The following is a 23,704-nucleotide window of genomic DNA, read 5'->3' on the forward strand; positions in this document are numbered from 1 at the left end:
TAGTTGGAAAAAGGACTGGTTGATAGGATCAAATATCGTGAGCCTTACTCTTGGAATCGTAGGACTGCCCAATGTTGGCAAATCCACTCTATTTAATGCCCTAACCCGCAATGATGTTCTTGCCGCAAATTATCCCTTTGCGACGATCGAACCAAACGTTGGAATCGTAGAACTCCCAGACGAACGACTCAAGAAGCTCGCTGAAATATTCGGATCCGAACGAATCCTTCCGGCGACCGTTACATTTGTGGATATTGCAGGCATAGTCAAAGGCGCTTCTGAAGGAAAAGGCCGAGGAAACGCATTCCTCTCCAATATTCGAGATGCTGACGCTATCTGCCAAGTAGTCCGCGCATTTGCAGACGAAAACATTATCCACGAACATGGCGAAGTAAACCCCAGTTCCGACATTGAAGTGATCAATACTGAATTAATCTTGGCTGATCTGCAAACCGTAGAAAAAGCACTTCCACGGTTGGAAAAGGAAGCGAAAAAAGACAAAGAACTTGTTGAAGTGGTTGCTGCCACCAAACAGGCTCTCGCCATCTTAGAGGACGGACGAACTCTGTACACCGCGGCACGAAACGGTGAAATAGACCTCGCACTCGTGCGCGAACTACACCTAATGACCGCAAAACCGTTCCTCTACGTTTTTAATTCTGATGAGGAAGTTTTGCTTGACGAAGACCGCAAGGCTGAACTCCGCAGCTTGGTGGCACCGGCTGACTGTGTCTTCCTTGATGCCAAAACCGAAACCGAGTTGCTAGAACTCGACGAAGAAGAGGCTGCCGAACTCCTGGAATCAGTAGGTCAAACAGAACCCGGACTCCACTCCCTAGCTCACGCAGGTTTTGCAACACTCGGACTGCAGACTTACTTAACCGCAGGCCCGAAAGAAGCCCGCGCCTGGACTATCCACAAAGGTGATACTGCCCCCAAAGCTGCCGGAGTCATCCACACTGACTTTGAGCGAGGATTTATTAAAGCCGAGGTTGTTTCCTTTGACGACTTGGTCGCAGCCGGATCCATGGCTGAAGCCAAAGCCGCCGGAAAAGTCCGCCAAGAAGGCAAAGACTATGTAATGGCGGATGGGGATGTGGTGGAATTCAAGTTCAACGTATAAAAGTCCAAATAATTGCTATGAGGTTGTGGGGCTATTCTCCGCGGGGATGGAGGATAGCCCCATTAAGTTGCGGCGTGTTTAAAGCGAATGCGTGTGCCGCTTAGCGGCCGTGTGAAATCTGCCTGAGGCAGATTTGCATTGAGCGCTATCTTTCCCGCCTATGAACTGCGGAAACCTTCGAGCATATTGTGGGCAATGTCAGATCTGCCTTTTACAGCCCTGTAAGAGCAACATCTGCCTGTCCAATGGGCAAGCGGCCAGAAGAAAAACTCTTGTCCGATCCAAACTAATCCCTGAGATATTATCTACACAGTCTTCAAATATGTTTTCCCTCGTAGGTAGTTGGTTGTTCGTGGTCAATATCATGATCTAGGGTTAGCGGCTTCTTATTTAGGTGAGAATTATTTTGCCCCTATGTGCAAGGAGAAAAGATGCCTCGGCGCCTTGTGTTGGCTTTGGTTGTAGCTCTTGGACTACAAGGCTGTTCGATACTTAATGGTCCAACCAGTGAACGGGTATCGAGTTCAGATGCAGCGGTGTCTCAGCCGGAGATGTCGCCTATACCAGATGGGCCGAAAGCACCTGAGAATAGACCTCTTGCGGATCTGCATTCGGTAGATAATGCGGCCGGAACCGCAAGGATTATCGAGGTAGATTTCGGAAATGTTTCAGCAGGCGAATTTCGTGCTCCACTGCGCGGACTTGTGATTACTCCTACGCAAGCAAATGCGCCAACGCCGTTTGTGGTTGTTAGCCATTTGCGTGCCCCTAATTGTATGGATGATAGTTTTTCCTATCCTTGCGCGCCGGGTGTAAGCGAACTCCGATTTGATCGTGGAATGTCCTACTTGGGGGAACATTTGGCCGAACGAGGGTTTACGGTGGTAATTCCAGACCTAGGGGGTGTATTTATTGGCTCTGGAATTCAGGATCCTTACGATCAGAACACAATGTGGAAAAACGTTGTGGGGAGGTTTATTGAAGCACTAAAGGAGGATTCCGAGCATTCCGGGGTGAAAAACTTTGGGTTTGAGTTTCCGCAACCTGTAGATTTTGGGTCTGTAGGGTTGGTGTTGCATTCGCGTTCGGGGATGATGGTGCAACCGGCGATTGAATTATTTGGTCAGGAAAGTATCAAATCTGTGTTTGCGTATGGTCCTTCATATGACACTTTTGAGCTAGATACTGTCACTGCTGCCCCCGCAGACATTCCATATTTGGCTGTGGTTGGGGAAGATGATCATGATGTAGGACCTTCGGCAAATTTGTGGATTGGGCACTATTTGTCGCAACCTCGTGCGACTTCGGCAGCTGTGGTTTCGCTTCCTGGTTTAGGGCACATGTTTGTGAATCGCGCGGCATCAGAGGCTGGAAAAGATGATCGAATTGGGTGTGAAGAGCGGGGCTGTTTGGATGCTGCCGAACATGAGCGGGTCATGTCGTCGCTGGCGTCTGATTGGCTTCAAGCAACTATGACCGGTGCAGATTCCGAATTGCCGGTGAGCTCGAATCAGCCGCTGCCCACTGAAGTTGCAGGTATTCCGGCCCGGTGGTTGGCGCATACGCAGAAAGCTGTAGCTCAAGTAACGGCGGAGGATTTTTATGGCGTGACGGAAGGGGCGTCGAAAATCTGTATTAACCCTGATCCAATGAACCCTACGCCAATCGAAAATGCGTGCGCTATGCCAGAGTTGGGGGTTGTTCAGATTCTTACTCCGGTGAATTACCTTATCGACGCCGCGGCCGATATTAATGTGTCCGGTGCTCGGGGAATGGCGGTGCATATGTCGCCTTCGGGGAGCTATAAAAGCCCAGGAACAGCTGTAACGGTGGCATTGCAGTTGCAGGATGGTCGCGAGTTTAGCCATGAAATATCTGATCGGGATCCTGTTCTAATTAATCGGAATACGGTAGATGAAAATGGAACATATGTTTTGGGTACTGTGCGGGTGCCGTTGCCGGAGTGGGTAGGCGAGGGCGTGATAAGCAATCTGCGGATTACATCTGCTGGTGATCCGGTGGAATTGCGCGGTGTGGATTTCTGGGGTTAATGCGAAATTATTTTCGAAATTGTAAGGAGATTAGAGTTCGGAAGCGAGTTTTTGTAGGGTCGGCCAAAGCGAATCATGGCGGTGTTGTGATTCAGGTAGTACTGCGTCTTCGTAGAAGTACCACCAGAAATAGCCGCCACAAAAACGAGACCCTACTCGATGGTTGAGCTCATTATGCATGCCGTAATAGTAGGAAGCGACGCGTTGCTTTGCGGAAAGAGTGTTTTGGGTACGGATTCCGTCGCTGGAATTTTGGATGCCGATTTCTCCTATGCCGAGGAGCGCGTGAGGAAAAATCGACGCTAATACATGGAATGTATCGGCTAATTGGGCAGCAGTAGGTTGTTGTGGGGGATCACATGCAGTTTCATAGATTGAAAGAAAAACATAATCTGCGTGTGTAAGTTCTTCTGGGAGATTTTCGGCATAGGGGATGGTGGATTCCCAATCGTATTCGTAGCAATCGTGTGTTGACCAATAGTTCAATGTAAGTGCCGTGGGTTTTCCCGCGTTATGGATGATTCGATATGCTGCCACGGCTTGTTTATTTATGTGTTGAGGCGAGGTGCCGACCCACGAGCCATTAAGCTCATTACCTATTTCCCAGAGCGAAACCTTATCTCCAAAAGACTCCAGCATCGTTTGGGTTCTGTGTTGAATATCCGCCACACTTAAGGTTGCCATTTCTTCGGAATCGGCGATTTGGACCATAATAAACGCGTATGGGGCAATCCGTTCGGCTGCGTCTTTATAGCTATCCAGATCATTCTCAGCGTCTATCACCATCCGTACTGTGAGTTTTTTCGGGGCTGGCTTGTAAAAGCGAAATGGTCGTATCTAAATGCTCAATCGAAGTTAAAGTAATGCCGCGAATGGGGGGTTGAAGCGACGGTTTGTCTGGTGTGCTGGATAGGAAGTAGAACATTCCCACACCGGCTATACCTGCAAAAAGCACTATTACGCCGATAAGTGCTAGAGCAAACTGCTTTCTCACGGGCTAATTTTCCTTAATGTGTAGTGCTTTGGGTAGGGCATGGGTAATTTGGGGTTCGGATCAAAGAGAAAAAGAATATGATCGGGAATATGACCCTAAATAATGAACTTGTCCAGGTTGTGCAGCAACTCATTGACGCAGGTAGTAATTATCGGACCGAGGAATTATCCAAACTTTACGCACCTGATCTGCAAAATATAATGGTGCAACCGGACCGCAAAACGATTGAGTTTGACTACGAACAGAGCCTAGAATTTTTCCGGGAGCGTAAAGCGTCTGGGACGGCACCAATTCTTGATGAGGCGGAGTTTTTAGTATCGCAGCAACAAGGCGATTTGGGGTTCGTTATTGTGGCACGTGCGCCAAAAAAACGTGCGAAATATCAGGTGATTGTCACACTAATGCTGCGGAAAACTGAGCAGGGTTTTTGGCAGATATTCCGGGAGCATTCTGTAATCACGGTAAAGCCAAAGTAATTTTATCCCAGTAAGGGAAGTAAATCCCTAAGGCTAGCGATGACCAATGCGCCCGGGGCGTCGTCAGGCAATGTTACAGAGGTGCCTGGTCGGACCAGCAATGCCGCGGCCATGCCGGCGGCGCGGGCTGCTTGGACGTCGATGGGACGGTCACCTACGCACAGTACTTCCGCAGGGTTAAGGCTGTGGCGCTCTACAAGCAGTAAATTCATAGCTGGTGCGGGCTTACGTTCGACGCCGTCGGGGGCGCACACCATATCGTCAACTTCAAGCTCATGCGCACGAAGCAGATCTGTAGCACTTGTGCGGTCACGGTGAGTTGCTATGAAATTACATCCGCCGAGTTGTTGCACGCGCGCCATTACTTCGCGTGCTCCATCGGTGACCGGTGCTGGTTGATAGCGCCAGCGTTCCTTGAGTTTTGCGTAAGCATCTTCGAAAACAGAAGGATCAATATTTTGTTCGGAAGACAAGGTAGCAATCGCATGGCCAATTGAGCGCCGCGTCAATGAAGCGACATAGCGTAAATGCTCGGTAGAGGTATCGCCAAAGGCCGTTGTTGATAACACACCATCCACCTCAGGATAAGTGTTGAAAAGAGTACCGCCCATATCCCAAATAATGTGCTTCATACAACCATTGTGGCAGAAAAAAAATGGAATTTTGTGACACGATAGGTAGGGATCCTGTCACAGATTCCACCAGAACAGGCCTGTTTTATGGAATCTGCGACAGATGCCTGGTGAATCATTGTGCATGATTTAATTTCTTGTCACAAAATCCATAAAAAACGCGGTATCTTCGTGGAATCTGTGACAAACGCGGAAGCAGCGAGATGGTTCGCAGCTGGTAATAGCCAACAAGTGCGGAATCTGAGGAGGCAACTGGGAGGCCAGCGGGAAACACAAGGTGCTGCCTAGGGAGGTTGGAGGTGTTCCAGCCCACCGGTTTGTGCATACACATGGTCCTGTTGTTCAGATAAAGGAGCATCAAGAAATCCGCATTCATTCTGCAGAATTGATGGGTGCGAATTTCTGGTGGAGCGCGAAATTATTTTTGAACTTAGGGGAAAACTAGAGTTCAGAAGTAAGTTTTTGTAGTGTCGGCCAAAGTGACTCACGGCGGTGTTGCGACTCTGGTAGCACTGCGTCTTCGTAGAAGTACCACCAGAAATAGCCGCCACAAAAGCGAGGCCCCACTCGATGCTTGAGTTCATTGTGCATCCCGTAATAGTGCGAGGCGACGTTTTGTTTTGCAACAAGAGTGTTTTGGGTGTTGATTCCATCGCTGGAGTTTTGGATGCCAATTTCTCCTATACCGAGAAGCGCATGAGGAAAAATCGATGCTAATGAGTGGAGCATTTCGGCTAATTGTTGAGCGGAGGGGTGTTGCGGTGGATTACATGCAGTTTCATAGACCGAGAGGAAAACATAATCGGTGTGTTTGAGCTCTTCGGGAAGATGTTCCGCATAGGAAATTGTGGATTCCCAGTCGTATTCGTAACAATCGGGTGTTGACCAATAGTTCAATGTAAGAGCAGTGGGCTTCCCGGCGTCATGGATGATTCGATAAGCGGCCACGGCTTTTTCGTTTATCTGATGAGGTGAGGTTCCGACCCATGATCCATTGAGTTCATTGCCTATCTCCCAAAGCGAAACGTTGTCTCCGAAAGTCTCTAATGCAGTTTGGGTTCTGTGTTGTATGTCTGCCACGTTTGATGTTGGCATTTCCTCGGAATCGGCGATTTGAACCATAATAGACGCGTAGGGGGCAAGCTGTTCGACCGCGTTTTTATAATGTTCTAGGTCATTCTCGGCGTCTAATACCAGACGTACTGTGAGTTTTTTGGTGCTCATTCGTAAAAGCGAAAGCGTTGTATCAAAATGCTCGATCGAATCTAAAGTAATGCCACGAATGGGTGCGCTGGGTGACGGTTCGTTTGGTGTGCGGAATAGAAAATAGAACGCTCCTGCACTGACAACCAGGACGATTGCACTGATGAGTGCCAGAGCGGAACGTTTCCTCACACTGTTATTCTCCTTGATTTACGGTGCTTGTGGCGGGATATCGGTTTGTGGTGCTGCTTTGCCCCTTTTGCACAATAGGAAGTTAGCCCGACCAGATATGCCTACAAGGTTGGTAGTAATGGCTGCAAAATTAATTGGTTGCGTTAGCCACTTGGGGTGGTGCAGTACTCTCACGGATGACAAGTTCGGTGGGGATGACGATGTGTCGGCTGCCATCGCGAGGACCTCCGCCGAGTTGCTCTGCAATGAGATCGATCATGGCGCTGCCGGTACGACGAAAATCTTGTCGAACGGTAGTAAGGGGTGGGAATGAGTATTCGCCGAGGGGTATGCCATCGAATCCAATCACGGAAACATCATCTGGAACCTTGCGGCCTTGTTCGTGCATGGCTCGGATGAATCCAAGTGCAACCTCGTCGTTCGCGCAGAATACGGCGGTTACTTCGGGGTTGTTGGCGAGTTCAAGACCTGCGCGGTAGCCATCGATGGGATCCCAGCCGCCAGGGATTGGATCAGGCGGTCGAATGCCGGATTCTTCCAGTTTGCGGCGCCAAGCGGCGAGACGGATCGCAGCTGATTGTGAATCTGCCGGGCCAGCAATGTGGTGAACTGTTCGATGGCCAAGTTTCAGGAGATGGGCAACCGCTTCCCGGACACCTTGAATTTGATCTGCGGAAGCGGAGGGGTAATAGCCAACAAGTGCGGAATCTGAGGAGGCAACTGGAAGTCCAGCGGGAAGCCCGAGGTGCTCATACGTTGCCTTGCCTGATTGGACGATGACCAGGGCGTCGATAGGTTGTTGGGAAAGTTGCATGAGTGCGTCGTGAACTTCATCAGCTTCCGGGTGTTTGACCTGGGAAACGATGACGGCATAGCCGAGTTTGGCGGCGGCTTCAAGCACGCCACTCGTTGTATGTGATTCGCCAGTGCGTTCGACTTGTTGCGTGAGGACGCCGATCAGCTTCAGGGAACCGCTGCGGAGTGCGCGCGCTGCATGGTTGGGGGAATAGCCCAATTGTTTCATGGCTTCAAGCACTTTGGCTTTCGTTTCCGCACGTACTTTCTCAGAACCCCGTGAGACACGCGAAACCGTTTGCGGTGATACGCCTGCGAGCCGCGCGACGTCGGCAATGGATGCCGCTTTGGTTCGGCTCGTTACTTTGCCCATGCCACGACGATACCAAAGGTGCGGGGGTGTTCGGGTGTGGCGAGGTGCCTCTAATCCTGCCGCGGTGACACATTTGGGGGTGACTGCGAAATCATAACGTCGCCATCATTCTGGTTGTTTGCGATGATTCGAAGGAAAATGCAGGAAAATATCAAATCAGGTCTTCCATGGCGGTTTAGTTTGGGGTTAAAATGTTAACGTCGCCATCGCGTAGGTGCGGCTCATAACTGCATAATCGCCAACCCTTTTCGGTTCGTTCGTTTCGAGATTGGAATGACTTCGATGTTTGTACCCCGTCATTACGAGAATCTGTCAGTCCTCCATGAAAACACGCTGCCGCCGCGGGCTTACTACATCCCGAGTTCCGGACATGCATTCGATCCGATGGACCGGGAAGGGTCGGATCGTTTCCAGTCACTGAACGGAACCTGGAGCTTCCGCTACTACTCGTCCGTCTATGACGTTCCGCCGTTCTGGGACTGGGAGGGCGTGTCTGAGTTCGGTCAGATTGAAGTACCGGGAACGTGGCAGTTTCAGGGATACGACGCGCATCAATATACAAATGTTCGGTACCCGATTCCATTGGATCCGCCGTATGTGCCGCACGATAATCCGGCCGGAGCGTACGTTACAGAATTCGAATATGAAACCGATTCGAATGCGCCAGTGTGCAGCCTCGTATTCGAAGGTATCGATTCTTGTTTCTATGTGTGGATCAACGGGTCCTATATTGGTTACAGCCAGGTATCCCATGCATCCGCAGAGTTCGATATCACATCGTCACTGGTCGATGGTACGAACCGACTTGCGGTATTAGTGCTGAAATGGTGCGATGGGACGTATCTGGAAGACCAGGATAAATTCCGCACCACCGGCATTTTTAGGGACGTGTATCTGTTGCAACGCCCCGCCGAGGTGTTGTTTGACTATTTTATTACTACTACGTTGCGTAATGACGAGGCATTCGTTGAGGTGCGGGGTCTGTTCAATAAAGCACCCGTACATACGCTGCTAGAAATAACGGATCAATGTGGGAATGTTATTTCGAATGCGGTGCTAGATGAATCCACGAATGATCCTAACTTTTCGCACACAGCAACGCTTACTATCCGGCAACCCCATCTGTGGAACGCTGAGGATCCTTACCTCTATAACCTCACGATCACGTGTCCGCACGAGACAATCCACGAGCGAATTGGTGTTCGTGAAGTTTTTGTCGACGGCGCAGTCCTGAAGGTGAACGGCAAACCTGTGACGTTGCGCGGCGTCAATAGGCATGATTCTGATCCGGTCACTGGACCCAGCGTTGATATCGAACATATGCGGCGTGACTTGCGGATGATGCGCAAAGCGAACATCAATGCGATTCGAACGGCGCACTATCCCAGTGATCCTCGGTTTTACCAAATGTGCGATGAGTACGGTTTTTACGTGATGTCCGAGGCAGACAATGAAAGCCACGGGACGCAAACTCAATTTCTCAAGGATGATTCGTGGCCAAACGTGGTTGAGCATTGGAATGAGCGAATCGCAAACAATCCCGAGTGGATACAACCAACAATGGACAGGGTTGAGCTCTGCGTACAGCGAGAAAAGAATCGCCCAAGTGTGATTTCCTGGTCGGCTGGAAACGAATGTGCATTCGGTACGACATTTGAACTCGCGTTGGCGTGGATAAAGCAATTTGATCCGACGCGAGTAACCCACTACGAGTCTGCGTACTACCGGTCACGAGATCGCCGCTACGATTACTCCAATATCGATCTGTACTCGCGGATGTATCCGTCACTCAATGAGATCCACGATTACTTGAACGACTGCCCGGACAAGCCGTTCATACTGGTGGAGTATTGCCATGCGATGGGCAATGGGCCTGGTGATTTAGAGGAATATTGGGATCTGATTCTGGCGGATCCGCGAATGTGTGGCGGATTCGTGTGGGAATGGTGCGATCATGCCATCACCGATGGTCGTGATGCGGAAGGCAATCCCCGATATTTGTATGGCGGAGACCATGGTGAAACGGTACACGATGGGAACTTCTGTGTGGACGGTCTGGTGAATCCTGATCGTGTCCCACATCAAGGTTTACGAGAACTTTGGAATGTTCAGCGACCAGCACGTGTGGTTGCATTCGACCAAAAATCGAACACAATTACGCTGCGCAACCAGCTTGATTTCCTTGAGTTCACCACGTACGCCGACATTGAATTCGAACTCACTCTTGATGGTGAGCTTGTGGATTCAGGAAACCTTGTTCTACCGCATCCATTGAGCGCACATAAGACGATACGGGTTGAATTACCCGAATCTGTGCGCAACATCGCAAAGCGGCAAGGGCGCTGTTTTTTGACGCTCACATACCACCGCAAACGTGGCGAAGCGCTAGTTTCTGCAGGTGATGAGCTCGGCTTTGATGAGATTGAGATCCCAATGGCAGACCGTTGCAACACCTATGTCAAACGTTTGTTGGAAAACACTACTGTCGATGAGCGTATCGACGTCGCTGAGCTTCCGGGGCGCATTATCGTGAACGGAGCCAATTTCAATTACGAGTTTGATACGCGAACAGGTCTTCTGACGCGGGTGTGCGTTGACAACAAGGAAGTATTCACACGCCCTTCCGAGATTAATATTTGGCGCGCGCCGACAGACAATGATCGTCACGCTGAGGTGCAATGGCGCCGCGCCCGTTACCACCAAGCAACAACTCGTGCGTATAGCTGTTCGGTTTCAACGATCGGGAATAGGACGATTGTTCATGCGCAAGTGGCGTTAGTAGCGCCGACAATTCAACCGATCATGCGGCTTCATGTGACATGGACTATTCATAACGACGGTGCGGTCGACCTCGATATCTCTGGTCAACGTGATCTTGAATTTCCCTACTTGCCCCGGTTTGGCATGCGTTTCTTCTTGGCGGAAGAGGACCATGCAGTGCGGTACTTCGGACTCGGCCCGTTTGAAAATTACATCGATAAGCGACGTTCCTGCAGGCGCGGCTGGTATTCATCAAACGTGAGTTCCCTTTCCGAAACGTATACACGCCCGCAGGAAAGTGGTTCGCGCAGCGATTGCGACGTCGTTACGTTACGAGGAAATCAGCTGTCATTCACTGCTGCCAGCACCTCACCGTTTTCCTTCAATGTTTCCGCGTACACGCAGGAAGAACTCACCAAACAACACCACGATTTTGAGCTGGAACCGAGCGGTTCAACCGTTGTCTGTGTCGATGCCGCAATGTCAGGCATCGGGTCGAACAGTTGTGGTCCCGAACTGTTGGAACGCTACCGAGTGAACGATCCCAAACTCGCAATGCGTCTGCGACTGCTGATCGAGAGCGTCGACGCAATATAACCCTCATTTCAACCCTTCAATCCACCACGCCTTTCTCACAGAGAGGAGACCAACAATGAGTACAGAAGCCACCGAAAGGAAGTACCTGAAGTGGTACAACAAAGTGGGCTACGGTAGCGGCGACATAGCAGGAAATGTTGTCTATGCCTTCCTTTCGGCCTTCGTCATGATTTACCTCACCGACACCATGGGGATGCAGGCTGGCGTCGTTGCCACGCTCATGATGTTGTCACGCTTCTTTGATGGATTTTCCGACTTTATATTCGGATTCCTTCTTGATAAAACGCAGACCAGAATGGGCAAGGCACGCCCATGGATGTTTGGGGCATTTTTCGGTTGTGCGGCGATGATCGTCGCTGTTTTCGCAATCCCACCAAGTCTTGGAATGACCGCAAAATATGTGTGGTTCTTTATTGCATATACCCTGCTGAATTCAGTGTTTTACACTGCGAACAATATTGCGTATTCCGCGTTAACAGCGTTGATTACCAAGAACACCAACGAGCGTGTGCAGATGGGTTCGATCCGTTTTGTATTCGCGTTCGGTACGAGCCTGGCAATTCAAGCGGTGACAGTGCAAGCAGTCCAGTTCATGGGAGGCGGTGCAGAAGGCTGGCGAACAGTCGCAATTATTTACGCCTTAATAGGTCTCATCTCAAACTCTCTTTCGGCGTATTCCGTGCGTGAACTCTCCCCGGAGGAACTTGCCGAGGGGAAGAAGAAAGACGAAGACAAATTACCCATTTCACAGGCATTGCGGCTAGTGCTCAAAAACAAATATTTCATGATTGTGGTGCTGATGTTTATCACCATGCAGCTATATGGCGCGCTCACCGGCATGGGTATTTACTTCATGACGTACGTCCTTGGGAACCCGGACCTTCTCGGGCCGTTCGCATCTGCGATCAATATTCCGCAAATGATTGCGTTGATTGTGTTGCCGTTTATCGTCGCTCGCGTTGGCAACATGTATAACGTGAACTTGGTCGGCTACATTGTTGCGATCATTGCCCGTATCGGCGTTATTGTTGCAGGTTATATGGCTAACGTTCCACTCATGTTGGTGTTTACAGCAATCGCTGCACTCAGTATTGCACCACTGCAAGGAACACTCACTGCACTTATCGCAGAAGCAAGTGAACATACATTCTTGAAATCGGGCAAGCGTATTGATGGCCTCATGTTCTCCTGCACATCGTTGGGAACCAAACTTGGCGGTGGTTTAGGCACCGCAATGACCGGATGGCTGCTCGACGCCTCAGGGTACATCAGTTCTACTACCGGAGGCGGTGAGACCGTGGCACAACCCGATTCGGTCATTGCGATGCTTCACGTCACGTATCTCTGGTTACCGGCGATCGCCTGTGTGATTATTGGGTTCCTGGCGTTCAAGCTGGACGTCGAAAAGCAGAACGATATCCTGCGTGCAGCTACGACAACACCAACGGAGGAGGGGACAGTGCCAGCTCAATAAGCTGTTCGGTGAAACAATTCGAGGCGCACGCTTGGTCGATGTAACGGTTGCTTCCGGGCGTGCGCTTCTTGCACGGTAGATCGATCACGCAGCGCATCGCGTTGAGGTATGTATAATTGATGTATGCGTATTCCTCCGGTGGCGGTGGTGCTGATGGCAGCGTGCTCGCAACGATTGTTACCTGCATCGAAAAATAAGATTTCTTATTCGAATAGATTTGCGGCAGTTGCGGTAGCGGGTGTTTCCATAGGCTTGATTGGCGCTGCTGTACGTAGTTTTCTGGTTGCGGGAACAACGTTGGACCCGGTGTGCCCGGAACGAAGTGATTCGCTTGTAAATTCTGGCGTGCTTCGGTTGACTCGAAACCCAATGTACCTTGGATTAGCCGGGTTGCTCACCGCACACGCATTCTGCCGACAATCCTTGTTGGCCGTGATTCCAGTTGGATGGTTTCTCGCGATAATGGACCGCTATCAGATTCCAACAGAAGAACGGGCATTAAAAAACACGTTCGGCCAAGAGTATGTCGATTACACGCTACGAGTCCCGCGATGGATCGGGTTCCCGAGACAAGGGTGAGGGTATCGACGTCGCTGTGGTTGATGGTAGGCCTGTAGGTTAGATGTGCGCACGCATTCAAGAGAAAAACAAGACCGGTGCCTATCGAAGATGGTTATTGAAGATACGGCTGCCAAAGTTCATAGCTCTCCCAATCCTGCGGAACTCCCAGTGATTCCACTGACACGAATTGTGAATTGGGAAAGCCTCGCAATAGTGCGCATGTTCGTGACGCCCATTCGTTGTTCGGGTCGATAAGCGGCAACATGTATGCGATTACCGCGAGGACATTGTATGTACCGAAATTACTTTTTGCGGTGTGTAGTTTGCGCAGGTGATCTAGCGGCGGAACTTGTCCGAGTTTCGGACGTGCGGGTGCGTTCTGCAGTTTGCGATTGAACAGGCGTGCGTGGTGGGCGGTGAGGTTTCGCGCGTAATTGAGGCTGGCGAGCCAACTGGCCATCAGATACTTCGTTGGCACTCCGAAAGAGTTGGCGATTTCATCTGCAAGTTCTTGGGTGAGATTCCGATACAGGTTTGAAAGCTGGCCTAATTCCAAAATCTCGCACAGAACCCAAATGGGAATTCGATTATCACCGTTGTCTTCGAATTGTTTGACGAGACGTTCGTCTGCGTCTTCTTTCCGCTTATTGACGCCCTGGAGCCACATCACGTGCTTGCTTGGGGCTGGCCACCGCGTATCTGTGTGCTGTGTTGTGAATTTCTCAATGAAATTCACGTCGCGTTCGTGTGCATACGGATCGTTGCAACCTAGGATGTATCCAATTCGCATGCGGGCGGCTATTTCGATTCGCTCAATGCCTTCCAGAATGTGCATGCGTAACTGCCGATCGAAATCGATAATATCTTCGGCGTGTTGGAGTGTGGTGCCGGGTTGATACTGGTTCAGTATTCGCAGCTGAGTGTGTCCTTCGGCATCTTGATATTGCTCTGATTGGAGAAAAGGGTAGAGGTATCCTGTGAGCCGGTAGTATCCAATTGCTTTAAGAACGGTAGCGGCACGTTGTTCATCATCAATGGAAACTCCGCGGTCCATCAGCAGTTGAATTTGTTCACCCACCGTGAGCCAAGACTTCATCTAATCAGTCATTGGCCTCCTTAGAAAGAAAATCAACCCGCGCAATTGAGAGCTACGGGCTGATCATGATGGCTTTAAATTAACATAGTCTGCGAGGAGTTTGCAACGGATTTGCGTGGCAAACAACATCCTAAATAAACAATTGGTGCCCCGGCGTATACAAGGAGTGCGAATGTCAGTAAATCAAACAGGGTATCGAAAATCTTTAGCTTCGATACTGGCTGTCGTTTCCTTGGTAGTTGCCGCATGCGGAGGTCAGCAAGACGCGCAAACTCCGGAGTCTCAATTGACGTCAAGTGCCTCTGACGCTCTAGTTGCCGATGGTCCCCATGCGTCAAACGATCGAAAACTCGCCGAGCGAATGGTGACTGAGAATGATGCAAAAACCGCAACTATTATCGACGTCGATTTCGGCAATGTGAGCAGCGGAGACTATAGCGCTCCATTGCGCGGTGTTGTGGTGACACCGAAGAATGCGCAGGCACCGACTCTACTTGTCGTGGTCAGTCATTTACGGGCGCCAAATTGTGATGATGCTTCATTCGCATACCCGTGCCCGGATGGAGCCAGTGAATATCGGTTCGATCGGGGGATGACGTATTTCGGAGAGGAGCTCGCCGAACAAGGCTATACAGTAGTCATTCCGGATTTGGGCGGAGTGTTTGTAGGCACCGATGTGAACGATCCATACGACCAAAATGCCATGTGGAAAGAGGTGATCGGCAAGTTTGTTGAGGTGTTGCGCTCAGATTCCACCGATGGGACGAATACGCTGGGAGCGCAGTTCGCGCAACCGGTTGACCTCAATAATGTTGGGCTGGTCGTGCACTCCCGGTCGGGGACGGTGACAACGCCAGCCATTGAATTGTTCGGTTCTGACAAGGTCAAATCAGTGTTCGCTTATGGTCCGGCGTATGACACTGTTGATTTGGAGCACATCACCCCCGCTGGAGACGATGTGCCGTACTTAGCGCTCGTTGGCGAAGCGGATGCTGACGTCGGGGCGTCGGCGAACCTTTGGATTGGGCATTATCTCTCTGAGCATCGGCAGCATGCAGCTTCAGTGGTTTCGGTGCCTGGGCTTGGGCATATGTATATCAATCGCGCGGCGTCGGAAGCTAAAACTGATGATCGAATCGGTTGCGATGAGCGAGACTGCCCCGATGCTGCGGAACACGAACGTATTTTCAGTACGCTCGCAATCGATTGGCTCAATGCAACTCTTCGTGGCATGGACACTGACCTGCCACTGACTTCCGATAAGCCACTTCCAGCAATGGTGGCTGATGTTCCCGCTCGTTGGTTAGCACACACGCCCGGTGAAACGACGAGTTTGGGTGCGGAACAATTTACGGCAGAAGGTCAGAAGAGCCAAGGATTATGCGTGAATCCAGACCCAATGAGTCCAGTTGAAATTGATAATTCTTGCCCGATGCCTGAGGAAGGTTATGTACAAATTGTCACTCCGGTGAATTACTTCACTGATGCACATGTTGATGTTGATATTGCAGGTACTCACGGCATGGCTGTCCAGGTGTCGCCATCGGGTACATATCCGGGTGAAGGTACTCCGGTGACTATCACCTTGCGATTGATCGGTGGTCAAGAATTCGTGCACGAAATCCCTGCAACAGATCCTGCGCTGATCAATCGGTCGAGTGAAATAGACAATGGAATATATCAGCTCGGCACTGTGCGAATTCCACTTCCGGATTGGGTTGCGGATGGCGTCATTGAGCACATTCGGATTACATCGGGTGAGCATCCAATTGAACTGCGGAGCATCGATTTTTGGCGCTAGCTACGACCTTCACACGAGATGGGCCCGCAGTGGTGACGTGTGTTACCCCAACAGCGGGAGTAGATCACGGAGACTAGCGACGACGAGCGCGCCCGGGGCGTCGTTAGGCAACGTCACCGATGTGCCCGGCCGAATGAGCAGTGCTGGAGCCATATCGGCGGCGCGTGCGGCCATGACATCAATGGGTCGATCGCCGATACACAAAACCTCGTGTGGGTTGAGATTATGCCGCTTGACCAGTAGCAAGTGCATGGCTGGGCTGGGTTTACGGTCGAGACCATCGGGTGCGCACACCATGTCATCCACATGGAGTCCACGTGCTTCCAGTAGATGTGTGGCACTTGTTCGATCGCGGTGGGTTACCACGAGGTTGAGGCCGCCACGTTCGGTTACCCGTGCCATAACTTCTTTGGCGCCATCGGTGAGTGGTGCGGGGTCGTGCTGCCATTTGTTTTTCAGATTGGCGTACGCGTGTTCAAGAACGGCTGGGTCTATGTGCTGTTCCCGGGCGAGTGTTTCGATTGCATGACCGATAGACCGCCGGGTCAATGAAGCCACATAGCGCAGGTGTTTGGTTGAAGTATCGCCAAATGATGCCGCGCACAAAACTCCGTCTACCTCTGGATAGGTATCGAAGAGTGTGCCTCCCATGTCCCAAATAATGTGCTTCATACGATCATTGTTGCAAAAAAGTGTGCTGTTTATCGTTACATTCGCTTGTGAAGTGGGGGCAGCCGCGGTAAACGTGGGTGGCTAATGGAAATAAAACTCGGTAACAGAAATATAAAACGCGCACAAATGTTTTATCAGCGTAATACTATGGTCGAAGTAACTAATTGAAGGAAAACCTTGTAATTTGTGAAGAATGGCGAGAATGCACTGATGAATCAGCCCATGCTACATAAGCCAGCAGTGGATCTTGCTGGGGCTTCGATTCGTCCAGACGATACGGGAGGATTTTTAAAGAATGGGTATAGCGCAGGAAATAAACCCATCAAGATTGAGGGCAATGATGCGTTATTTTTAGGGGCGGACAAAGATACAACTACTGTTGTGGCAATAAAAATGGAGCTAGCAGATTCGGGTGATAGTGGTACGGCATTCTTGGAGGCGTACGATACGTCAACCTTGGAGCAGAAATACAGCCACGAAGTATTTGTTTGTAGTGACGCTTCAGCTAATGATTTGGTGTATTGCTCATTTCGGCAGGAACCGGGGATTTTCGCGTTGGATGTGAAAACTGGGGAGCGAGTTGCCGAGTACCCTCGTGAAATCGTTGAAGGAATCACCCAATACTATGGCACGGTTGATGGAAACGACATTGTCCTGATGCCTAAGGTAAGGGGCGCGTTAATTGTCTTATCGCTGGCGGCGGTGAACGATGGCCAAATTTTCTGGGAAAAGGAATACGATATATTCCCTGAGTGTGCGTATATCTCGAGCAGGTCGAAAGTATTTTGTGAAGAAGTTTTGGAAGAAAATAGTGACTTCAACCCGAAAGCAAGAATCGATATTCTCGATGCAAAGACCGGGCAAGTAACGCATAGTCACGAGACGAACAACCATACTATTCCGCTGGAAGATGGTTGGGCGGAGGAGCAGCCTACAAACGAAGAACAGCAGGCATTCCGGGAGCAACAGAAGCTTACGGATATGTTGGGGCCGAACAATGAAGGCCAGGGGATGTATCAAGGATTTCAGTTACGAAATGTTGATTTGAGCAGATATTTTCTGAATGTAAAGAACACTGATAAGTACTTCTATATGGCACCGAATGAAACGATTGTGTCAGTGTCAGAGGACGGAAGGCTCGTGTTGTTCGAAGATCTTGATACCGGAAAACACTGGATTTACGATTCCGAAAAAGGCACGACAATTATGACGACTGAAGGCGGGAAGACTCATGCTGGCGTGCCGTACGGTATGAACGGAGGTGTGAATCGTCGGACGACTATGCACAATCCTTTGATTGATTCACCAACAGTGATCAATGGTATTTTTGCGGTCCGGGCAGCGCAACCATCAGATGGGAAAGCTAGTCACGTGAGAACAGCATTGACTATTTATGTGCCCGAACGATTGTAGGCGAGCACGTCGATCTGCTTGGTGCTCCAGGGGTGGGCGTACATTGGGGGTGGAGCAGTCTTGAAATGGCAAGGGGTACGTCACGTGGAACCAGAGTTTAAAGCACACAATTTTATTCATGGCGCGGAGCGGATGCGCATGATATTGGATCAGACTGAATTAGAGTTTCCGGAACTTGATACGTTGCCGACACCGAATTGTTTGACCTTTTATAAGGGTGTCGCTGCTCGTGCCGTTGTGGTGTTTGCGGATATTCGGAATTCCCAAGATTTGCCTCTAGTCATGGATCGGACATCACTAGCAAAACTCTATAGTGCCTTTGTGGGCGAAGTGATGGCCGTGTTTTCCGGGGAGCATCATTGCCAAGACGTGAATGTAGTGGGAGATAATATTTGGGCGGTGTTTCGTGCCCCACTGCGGGAGGATATTGACCGGGTATTTCGCTGCGTGAAAGTTGCGCATTCAATGGTGATTATTTTGAATAGGGAATTGCAATACCGGGAGCTTTCTCCAATCGAAGTTGGTTTTGGTATTGCATGGGGTGACATTATTATGAACCGTCCAGCGACGTTATGTAGAGAGCGCAATAACGTGGTGTATAGCGGGGAGGTCATTAATCGTTCCGCGGCGCTTGCAGCACAGGCGTCGGCAACGCACGCTGACCACCCATTAATGCTCGATGCCACGATCTATGAAAACCTCAATAGCGAGCATCAACAATGGTTAACCTGGAACGAGCGCACAGAGTGTTGGCACGGAAATGTGGTTGATGACTATATCAATGCGTGGACCTTGGTAAATTACGATTAATTACACGATCGATGGTGAAGCGGATTGTTGAATGGTGTGACCACTACCAGGTGCCCTTGTATCTTGGTGCGATGTTCAGCGGCGCTGTCGCTGGATTATGGTTCCCTGGTGCATGGTTCGATTATGGTGTTCAACCTTCATTGATGATGTTGCTGTATGCAACGTTTATGGCAGTGCCATTTCGCAGAATATTGGAATCGTTCACTGATATCCGATTTCTTGCAAGTTTGTTATTCCTGAACTTTGTTGTGGTTCCGTGTGTTGTGTACGTACTCACCCGGCACATTGCTGACGACGCCGCGCTGCTCATTGGTGTGCTATTTGTGTTGCTGACTCCATGCGTAGATTACGTCATGGTATTTACGCGATTAGCAGGTGGCCATTGGCAAAAGATTCTTGCGGCAACACCATTGTTATTGTTGCTGCAATTCCTTTTCTTGCCTGTGTATCTGGCGTTGATGGGCGCGGCTTCGGTAATGAATGTGGTGGAATGGCGACCGTTTGCGTACGCCTTAGTAGCCCTGATTGTCATTCCGTTAGGGCTATCGATGTTGACGCAACGTGTTAGTCATACTAAGGCAGCAATGTCTCTTCAAAGGGTGACTGAACAACTGATGGTCCCGTTCATGATGCTGACGTTGTTTTTTGTTGTCGCATCTCACGCCGAGGTGGTGGCTTCGCAATTGGCGTCGATTATGCGCGTAATACCGAGTTATTGCGCGTTTCTCGTGGTAATGCCAGCGGCGGCATTAGTCGTCAGTAGATTAGGTTCATTTGGTGCGGGCGAGCGTAGGGCGTTGGCGTTTTCCTGTTCTACAAGGAATTCACTGGTTGTATTGCCATTGGTGCTGGCCTTGCCAGCCACGTTGAACCTTGCTGTTGCAGTGGTGGTGACTCAAACGCTCGTCGAACTCGTGGGCATGATTGTGTTCGTTCGTCTGTTTCCGAAGCTCATTGTGGATCCGGTGGCGGATAGCCGCGCCGGAGGTTCATGCCGGAAATGGTAATTGCAATTTCGAACATCGATATTTAGTTCGATATTAAAATGGGGTCATGGCTCCTGGTTTTTGGTTCGCTTTTTCGCTCACGTTGTTGGCGGGATTATCCACCGGAATCGGCGGCTTGTTGAGCGTGCTGTGGCGTACGCCGGGGAATCGGTTTCTCGCTGGATCGCTCGGATTTTCGGCAGGCGTGATGCTCTATGTTTCGTTAGTTGAGTTACTCCCCGAGGGGATGAACTCAGCGGGGGCGGCAACTGCGGTGGCGGCATTTTTCGGCGGTATTGCAGTAATTGCGATTATTGATCGTCTCGTTCCAGAGCGGGTGAACCCTCACGAACCGGTGGTACTCGGCGCGCCACCATCGAAGCGCCACCTGATGCGTATGAGCATTATGACTGCGATCGCAATTGCGTTGCATAATTTTCCTGAAGGATTCGCCACGTTTATCACCGCTCTCGAAGACCCAACTATTGCGGTCCCGATCGCGGTGGCCATTGCGATTCATAATATTCCGGAAGGGGTGGCTGTGGCTGTTCCTCTGCGCGAGGCAACGGGTTCGCGGCGAAAAGCGCTGTTGTGGTCGTTTCTTTCTGGACTCGCGGAACCAGCGGGTGCTCTAGTGGGATTCGCGCTGCTCATGGCACTTGTTGGGCCAGTATCCATGGGGATTGCACTTGCAGGAGTTGCTGGCGTGATGGTGTTTGTTTCATTGGATGAGTTATTGCCAACTGCGCAAGCTACCGGGGAGCATCACGTCGCTGTATATGGTTTGGTATTGGGTATGGCGGTGATGGCAACGAGTTTGTTGCTCCTGGCTTAAGGGAGACCTCCTTCGATATTGACCGTATGTTCTGGTCCTTGGATGCTGATGGTGCCCCCAGGTCCGCTGCAAATCAATTTTTCCGGACTCATCATTGAGCAGCGAATACCGCCGATCTCGGTAAATTCGCCCGGTTGTAGCATTACCGGCTGCGCGCTTGTTTCGAGTCGATCGCCAATGAAATGTTGCAGTCCCTCTGGGCTGACTTGCACCTGGTTTGCCGCACGATCAATTTCTTCGGGCGCGTGTTCGTTTGGGGTGCCGGAGCAAAGGAATGTATCGGCTAGAACTTGGCAGTATCCGTTCTCTGGCCCGCCGGAATTAAATTCGAATATATGGGTGCCATCGAGGATAAAGTTTTCATTCGGCACCATCCGAAACTCATGTTCGGGTTCTGGGGCGGGTGGAATGTGCGCCTGGGTGATGGTCCCTTGGCTTTTCACTGAGGTAGTTACCATTGGAACTGTCGTTCGTTCTGTATCTGAGGTTCCGCAGGCAACGAGGGCGCATGCGGCCACGGGGATACAGAGCAGGGTACGCATAGTTCTCCTTGAAAATCACGGTTTCGACGCCGCGTTCGTGGCGCCAGCGTTACTACTTTAGCGTGTCATGGCGCGGTGTAAAGCCTTCCTTAGCAATGATGCGTCGTCGACGTTGCGCCATTCGGTGTAGCCATGGAACTTGTTCATCCACATAGTCGTATACGAGTGCAGGATGGTCACTTCGAGTTACCCGACCAATTTGCTGAATGATTCTTCCTTTAAACGACACTGGAATAGTGAGAAATAGTGTGTTTAATTGTGGCAGATCAAAACCTTCACCAGCCACTTTATCAATAGCGAGGAGGATAAACGGTCCTTCGAGTTTACGGAGAGTTTCTAACGTGGAACTTCGTTCTTGTGGTGGTAATTGGCCGTGCAATAAGAATATGGGTGTGGTTACTTGTTGTTGCAGAAGCTCTTGTAACAGGTGTAGATGTTCAATTCGATTACTGAGCACCAGCGACGTTCTTCCTTCAGTTGCCGCTGAACAAATATCAGCAATGATGAGTGCATTACGGTCAGTATCAGTGGTGAGTTCACTGTAAATAGCGTTCATGGAGGCGCCATCGGTGGCGGGTTCTTCGGTAATGAAGTTCGTGGTGCGGAGTACTATTTCGCGTTGGGCGACGCGTTCATGTATTGCTTGATGTCGGATGGGGCCCAGTTGCATGGTGATGAGTTCATCCATGTGATCTGCGCGAAACGGCGTGGCGGTCAGGCCGAGCCAATATGGTGCCCGTGCGTCGGTGATGGCTGCTTCAGTGGCGGGAGAGGCGATCGAATGGCATTCATCCACGACGATATGATCATAATCATCAAGGACGCTAGTGTTTGCATCACGATGAGAAATGCTTTGCATCATAATGATGTCGATTTCTCCGGTCAGTTTGCGTTTTCCAGCTCCTAATTGGCCGGGTGTACAGCCGAGAAATTCACTAAGGCTGGTGCGCCATTGATCAACCAATTCTTTCCGATTCACCAATACCGCCGTTGGCACGTTACGGTGGGCGATCATTGAGCATCCAAGTACAGTTTTCCCAAAACCTGGGGGTGCCACAATGACACCAGTTCGATGTGGCGTTGTGTCTCGGAGTGCTCGTTGCTGGGGTGGTCGCAGTTTACCTGTAAATTCAAGTTGCAGCCGCTGCCGGGCGCGCTGCCGTTTAGTGTGCACCGTGGCACCTGCGGTTTCCAGTAGTTCAATGACTTCGTCGGTCAATCCGCGGGGCAGTTGTAATATGTTGTTTTCCTGGTGAAATCTGATGATGAGTCGGGGGATTCGGAACGTGCTAAATCGCTGCGCTTGTCTGCGATAAAATTCCGGGTTTGATAAGCAGGCGAGATGCTTCAGGCTGGCGATGATCGATGCGGGCAAACCATCCAAGGGGACACGAAGGTGCGAATCGACGCTGATATCAACGGTCGCGGTGGTGTGTAGTTCCGATTTGCGTGGTTTTGGAACGGTGAGTTCGCTTGCTGGGCCGATAATCGGTTCATCAAAAACTACCGACTGGATATCGAGTGGCTTGACGGCAGATAATGCTGAAAATTGATCGTCATACGGCTGCCAGGTATTCGGATCTACAAACACCGTCGTGCCTTGGCGGCGGTGCGTACCTTGGAGTGGGAGCGCGATAAGGTTTCCTAGCCGACCACGTCCTTTTGAACGTATCGGAAGTGTGTCTTGAGCTGGGAAGAAGCGGTCATAGCTTGTGAAGTCCATATTGGGTTCTTGCGCCATAGCCTCCCGCAATAATTGAAATCCCAGCGCGCGTGCTTGACGGGCAGGAACTGGTTCCTCGAAGAAAATCCACACGTGCGCGCCAGCTCCGGAGGAAGAAATCTCAACGAGATTATCGACGCCCCGTGCGGCGCAGGCGTCAGCGTATGCTCGGGCGTTTTGGCGCCACAGTGCGTCGTCGAAATCGCAGGCTAAAAAATGGGTTGAGTCATCCGGCAACATCGGATACACACCGATGAATTGATTTCCACGCAAATGTTGGTCGATCACGTTGTCGGTGAGGGGAAGGTATTCCTCGGAGCCGCGGAATGGGGTGGCAGGACTCCAACCTTTCCGCTCGCTATGTTGCCATTTGTAGGCATAGACGTCAGTTCGACCACGGAATCGAGAGGTAAATAGGGAAATTTTGGCTGCTAGTGGTGCCTTTGCGTGAACATCGGTAGGCGGCGGCGCCTCGGGTGTGTGTCGCGGCGTCGATACGCCCTGCGCCTGTTCAAGTTGCTGTACCTGCGCGCGCAGTTCTCCGAGCTGGCGTTCGATTGAATCCAGGAGTCGATGTATATCGGAGAACATGCCA

20 protein-coding genes are annotated in these 23,704 nt (G+C 50.7%); 11 read left to right on the forward strand and 9 right to left on the reverse strand.

The window, feature by feature from the left end; all coding sequences use genetic code 11:
- Positions 1–37: 37 nt before the first annotated feature.
- Complete coding sequence (gene ychF, locus CFREI_RS04405) at positions 38–1,123, forward strand: redox-regulated ATPase YchF (RefSeq protein WP_027013252.1); 1,086 nt, start codon at positions 38–40, stop codon at positions 1,121–1,123.
- Positions 1,124–1,554: 431 nt separating this feature from the next.
- Positions 1,555–3,174 (forward strand): alpha/beta hydrolase, encoded by a 1,620-nt coding sequence (locus CFREI_RS04410; protein WP_027013253.1) that lies wholly within the window; start codon positions 1,555–1,557, stop codon positions 3,172–3,174.
- A gap of 30 nt (positions 3,175–3,204) precedes the next feature.
- Here CFREI_RS04410 and CFREI_RS04415 read toward each other — a convergent pair whose 3' ends face one another.
- Both CFREI_RS04415 and CFREI_RS04420 read right to left on the reverse strand, forming a co-directional pair.
- A complete protein-coding gene (locus tag CFREI_RS04415) occupies positions 3,205–3,960 on the reverse strand; it encodes a Tat pathway signal sequence (protein ID WP_156907796.1) in 756 nt (251 codons plus the stop codon).
- Positions 3,944–4,168, reverse strand: coding sequence for a hypothetical protein (locus CFREI_RS04420; protein ID WP_051256056.1), 225 nt, complete (start codon positions 4,166–4,168; stop codon positions 3,944–3,946). Before CFREI_RS04420 ends, CFREI_RS04415 begins: the two co-directional genes overlap by 17 nt.
- Before the next feature lie 89 nt (positions 4,169–4,257).
- Here CFREI_RS04420 and CFREI_RS04425 point away from each other — a divergent pair, with 89 nt between their 5' ends.
- Positions 4,258–4,644 carry a Cif family virulence factor gene (locus CFREI_RS04425; protein ID WP_035112384.1) on the forward strand — a complete coding sequence of 129 codons (387 nt, stop codon included), beginning with the start codon at positions 4,258–4,260 and terminating at the stop codon, positions 4,642–4,644.
- A 2-nt stretch (positions 4,645–4,646) separates the two neighbouring features.
- Here the strand turns inward: CFREI_RS04425 and CFREI_RS04430 are convergent, their stop codons facing one another.
- From CFREI_RS04430 to CFREI_RS04440, 3 genes are all read right to left on the reverse strand, one after another.
- The gene (locus CFREI_RS04430; RefSeq protein WP_027013254.1) at positions 4,647–5,276 is read right to left on the reverse strand and encodes an HAD-IA family hydrolase; all 630 of its coding nucleotides are present in this window, start codon (positions 5,274–5,276) and stop codon (positions 4,647–4,649) included.
- Positions 5,277–5,717: 441 nt separating this feature from the next.
- On the reverse strand, positions 5,718–6,671 hold the full coding sequence (locus tag CFREI_RS04435; RefSeq protein ID WP_051256058.1) for a hypothetical protein: 954 nt from the start codon (positions 6,669–6,671) through the stop codon (positions 5,718–5,720).
- 130 nt (positions 6,672–6,801) lie between these two features.
- A complete protein-coding gene (locus tag CFREI_RS04440) occupies positions 6,802–7,839 on the reverse strand; it encodes a LacI family DNA-binding transcriptional regulator (RefSeq protein WP_027013255.1) in 1,038 nt (345 codons plus the stop codon).
- A 282-nt stretch (positions 7,840–8,121) separates the two neighbouring features.
- Between CFREI_RS04440 and CFREI_RS04445 the strand changes: the two genes are divergently transcribed.
- The 3 genes from CFREI_RS04445 to CFREI_RS04455 all read left to right on the forward strand — a co-directional run bounded on the left by CFREI_RS04445 (position 8,122) and on the right by CFREI_RS04455 (position 13,249).
- Entirely contained in the window at positions 8,122–11,196 is a 3,075-nt protein-coding gene (locus CFREI_RS04445; RefSeq protein WP_027013256.1) for a glycoside hydrolase family 2 TIM barrel-domain containing protein, read from the forward strand.
- A gap of 55 nt (positions 11,197–11,251) precedes the next feature.
- Positions 11,252–12,670: an MFS transporter gene (locus tag CFREI_RS04450; protein ID WP_290246127.1), complete on the forward strand. Its 1,419-nt coding sequence runs from the start codon at positions 11,252–11,254 to the stop codon at positions 12,668–12,670.
- 123 nt (positions 12,671–12,793) lie between these two features.
- The gene (locus CFREI_RS04455) at positions 12,794–13,249 is read left to right on the forward strand and encodes a methyltransferase family protein (RefSeq protein ID WP_051256088.1); all 456 of its coding nucleotides are present in this window, start codon (positions 12,794–12,796) and stop codon (positions 13,247–13,249) included.
- Between the two features lie 94 nt (positions 13,250–13,343).
- On the opposite strand, the gene CFREI_RS04460 is transcribed toward CFREI_RS04455, so the two are convergent.
- Positions 13,344–14,327 (reverse strand): Abi family protein, encoded by a 984-nt coding sequence (locus CFREI_RS04460; RefSeq protein ID WP_027013414.1) that lies wholly within the window; start codon positions 14,325–14,327, stop codon positions 13,344–13,346.
- Positions 14,328–14,499: 172 nt separating this feature from the next.
- Between CFREI_RS04460 and CFREI_RS04465 the strand changes: the two genes are divergently transcribed.
- A complete protein-coding gene (locus CFREI_RS04465; protein ID WP_027013413.1) occupies positions 14,500–16,128 on the forward strand; it encodes a dienelactone hydrolase family protein in 1,629 nt (542 codons plus the stop codon).
- A gap of 42 nt (positions 16,129–16,170) precedes the next feature.
- Here the strand turns inward: CFREI_RS04465 and CFREI_RS04470 are convergent, their stop codons facing one another.
- Complete coding sequence (locus tag CFREI_RS04470) at positions 16,171–16,800, reverse strand: HAD-IA family hydrolase (RefSeq protein WP_027013412.1); 630 nt, start codon at positions 16,798–16,800, stop codon at positions 16,171–16,173.
- Positions 16,801–16,986: 186 nt separating this feature from the next.
- Between CFREI_RS04470 and CFREI_RS04475 the strand changes: the two genes are divergently transcribed.
- The 4 genes from CFREI_RS04475 (at position 16,987) to zupT (ending at position 20,844) form a co-directional block, all read left to right on the forward strand.
- Entirely contained in the window at positions 16,987–18,213 is a 1,227-nt protein-coding gene (locus CFREI_RS04475) for a hypothetical protein (RefSeq protein ID WP_027013411.1), read from the forward strand.
- 84 nt (positions 18,214–18,297) lie between these two features.
- Positions 18,298–19,023: an adenylate/guanylate cyclase domain-containing protein gene (locus CFREI_RS04480; protein WP_027013410.1), complete on the forward strand. Its 726-nt coding sequence runs from the start codon at positions 18,298–18,300 to the stop codon at positions 19,021–19,023.
- Between the two features lie 71 nt (positions 19,024–19,094).
- Entirely contained in the window at positions 19,095–20,030 is a 936-nt protein-coding gene (locus tag CFREI_RS04485; RefSeq protein ID WP_240483239.1) for an arsenic resistance protein, read from the forward strand.
- 46 nt (positions 20,031–20,076) lie between these two features.
- Positions 20,077–20,844 (forward strand): zinc transporter ZupT, encoded by a 768-nt coding sequence (zupT, locus tag CFREI_RS04490; protein ID WP_027013408.1) that lies wholly within the window; start codon positions 20,077–20,079, stop codon positions 20,842–20,844.
- On the opposite strand, the gene CFREI_RS04495 is transcribed toward zupT, so the two are convergent.
- Positions 20,841–21,386 carry a hypothetical protein gene (locus CFREI_RS04495; RefSeq protein WP_027013407.1) on the reverse strand — a complete coding sequence of 182 codons (546 nt, stop codon included), beginning with the start codon at positions 21,384–21,386 and terminating at the stop codon, positions 20,841–20,843. The genes zupT and CFREI_RS04495 overlap by 4 nt on opposite strands.
- Positions 21,387–21,438: 52 nt before the next feature.
- Positions 21,439–23,700 carry a DEAD/DEAH box helicase gene (locus CFREI_RS04500; RefSeq protein WP_027013406.1) on the reverse strand — a complete coding sequence of 754 codons (2,262 nt, stop codon included), beginning with the start codon at positions 23,698–23,700 and terminating at the stop codon, positions 21,439–21,441.
- Between the last annotated feature and the right edge of the window lie 4 nt (positions 23,701–23,704).

Origin of the sequence: Corynebacterium freiburgense (assembly GCF_030408815.1) — a bacterium.
GTDB classification, from domain to species: Bacteria; Actinomycetota; Actinomycetes; order Mycobacteriales; family Mycobacteriaceae; genus Corynebacterium; species Corynebacterium freiburgense.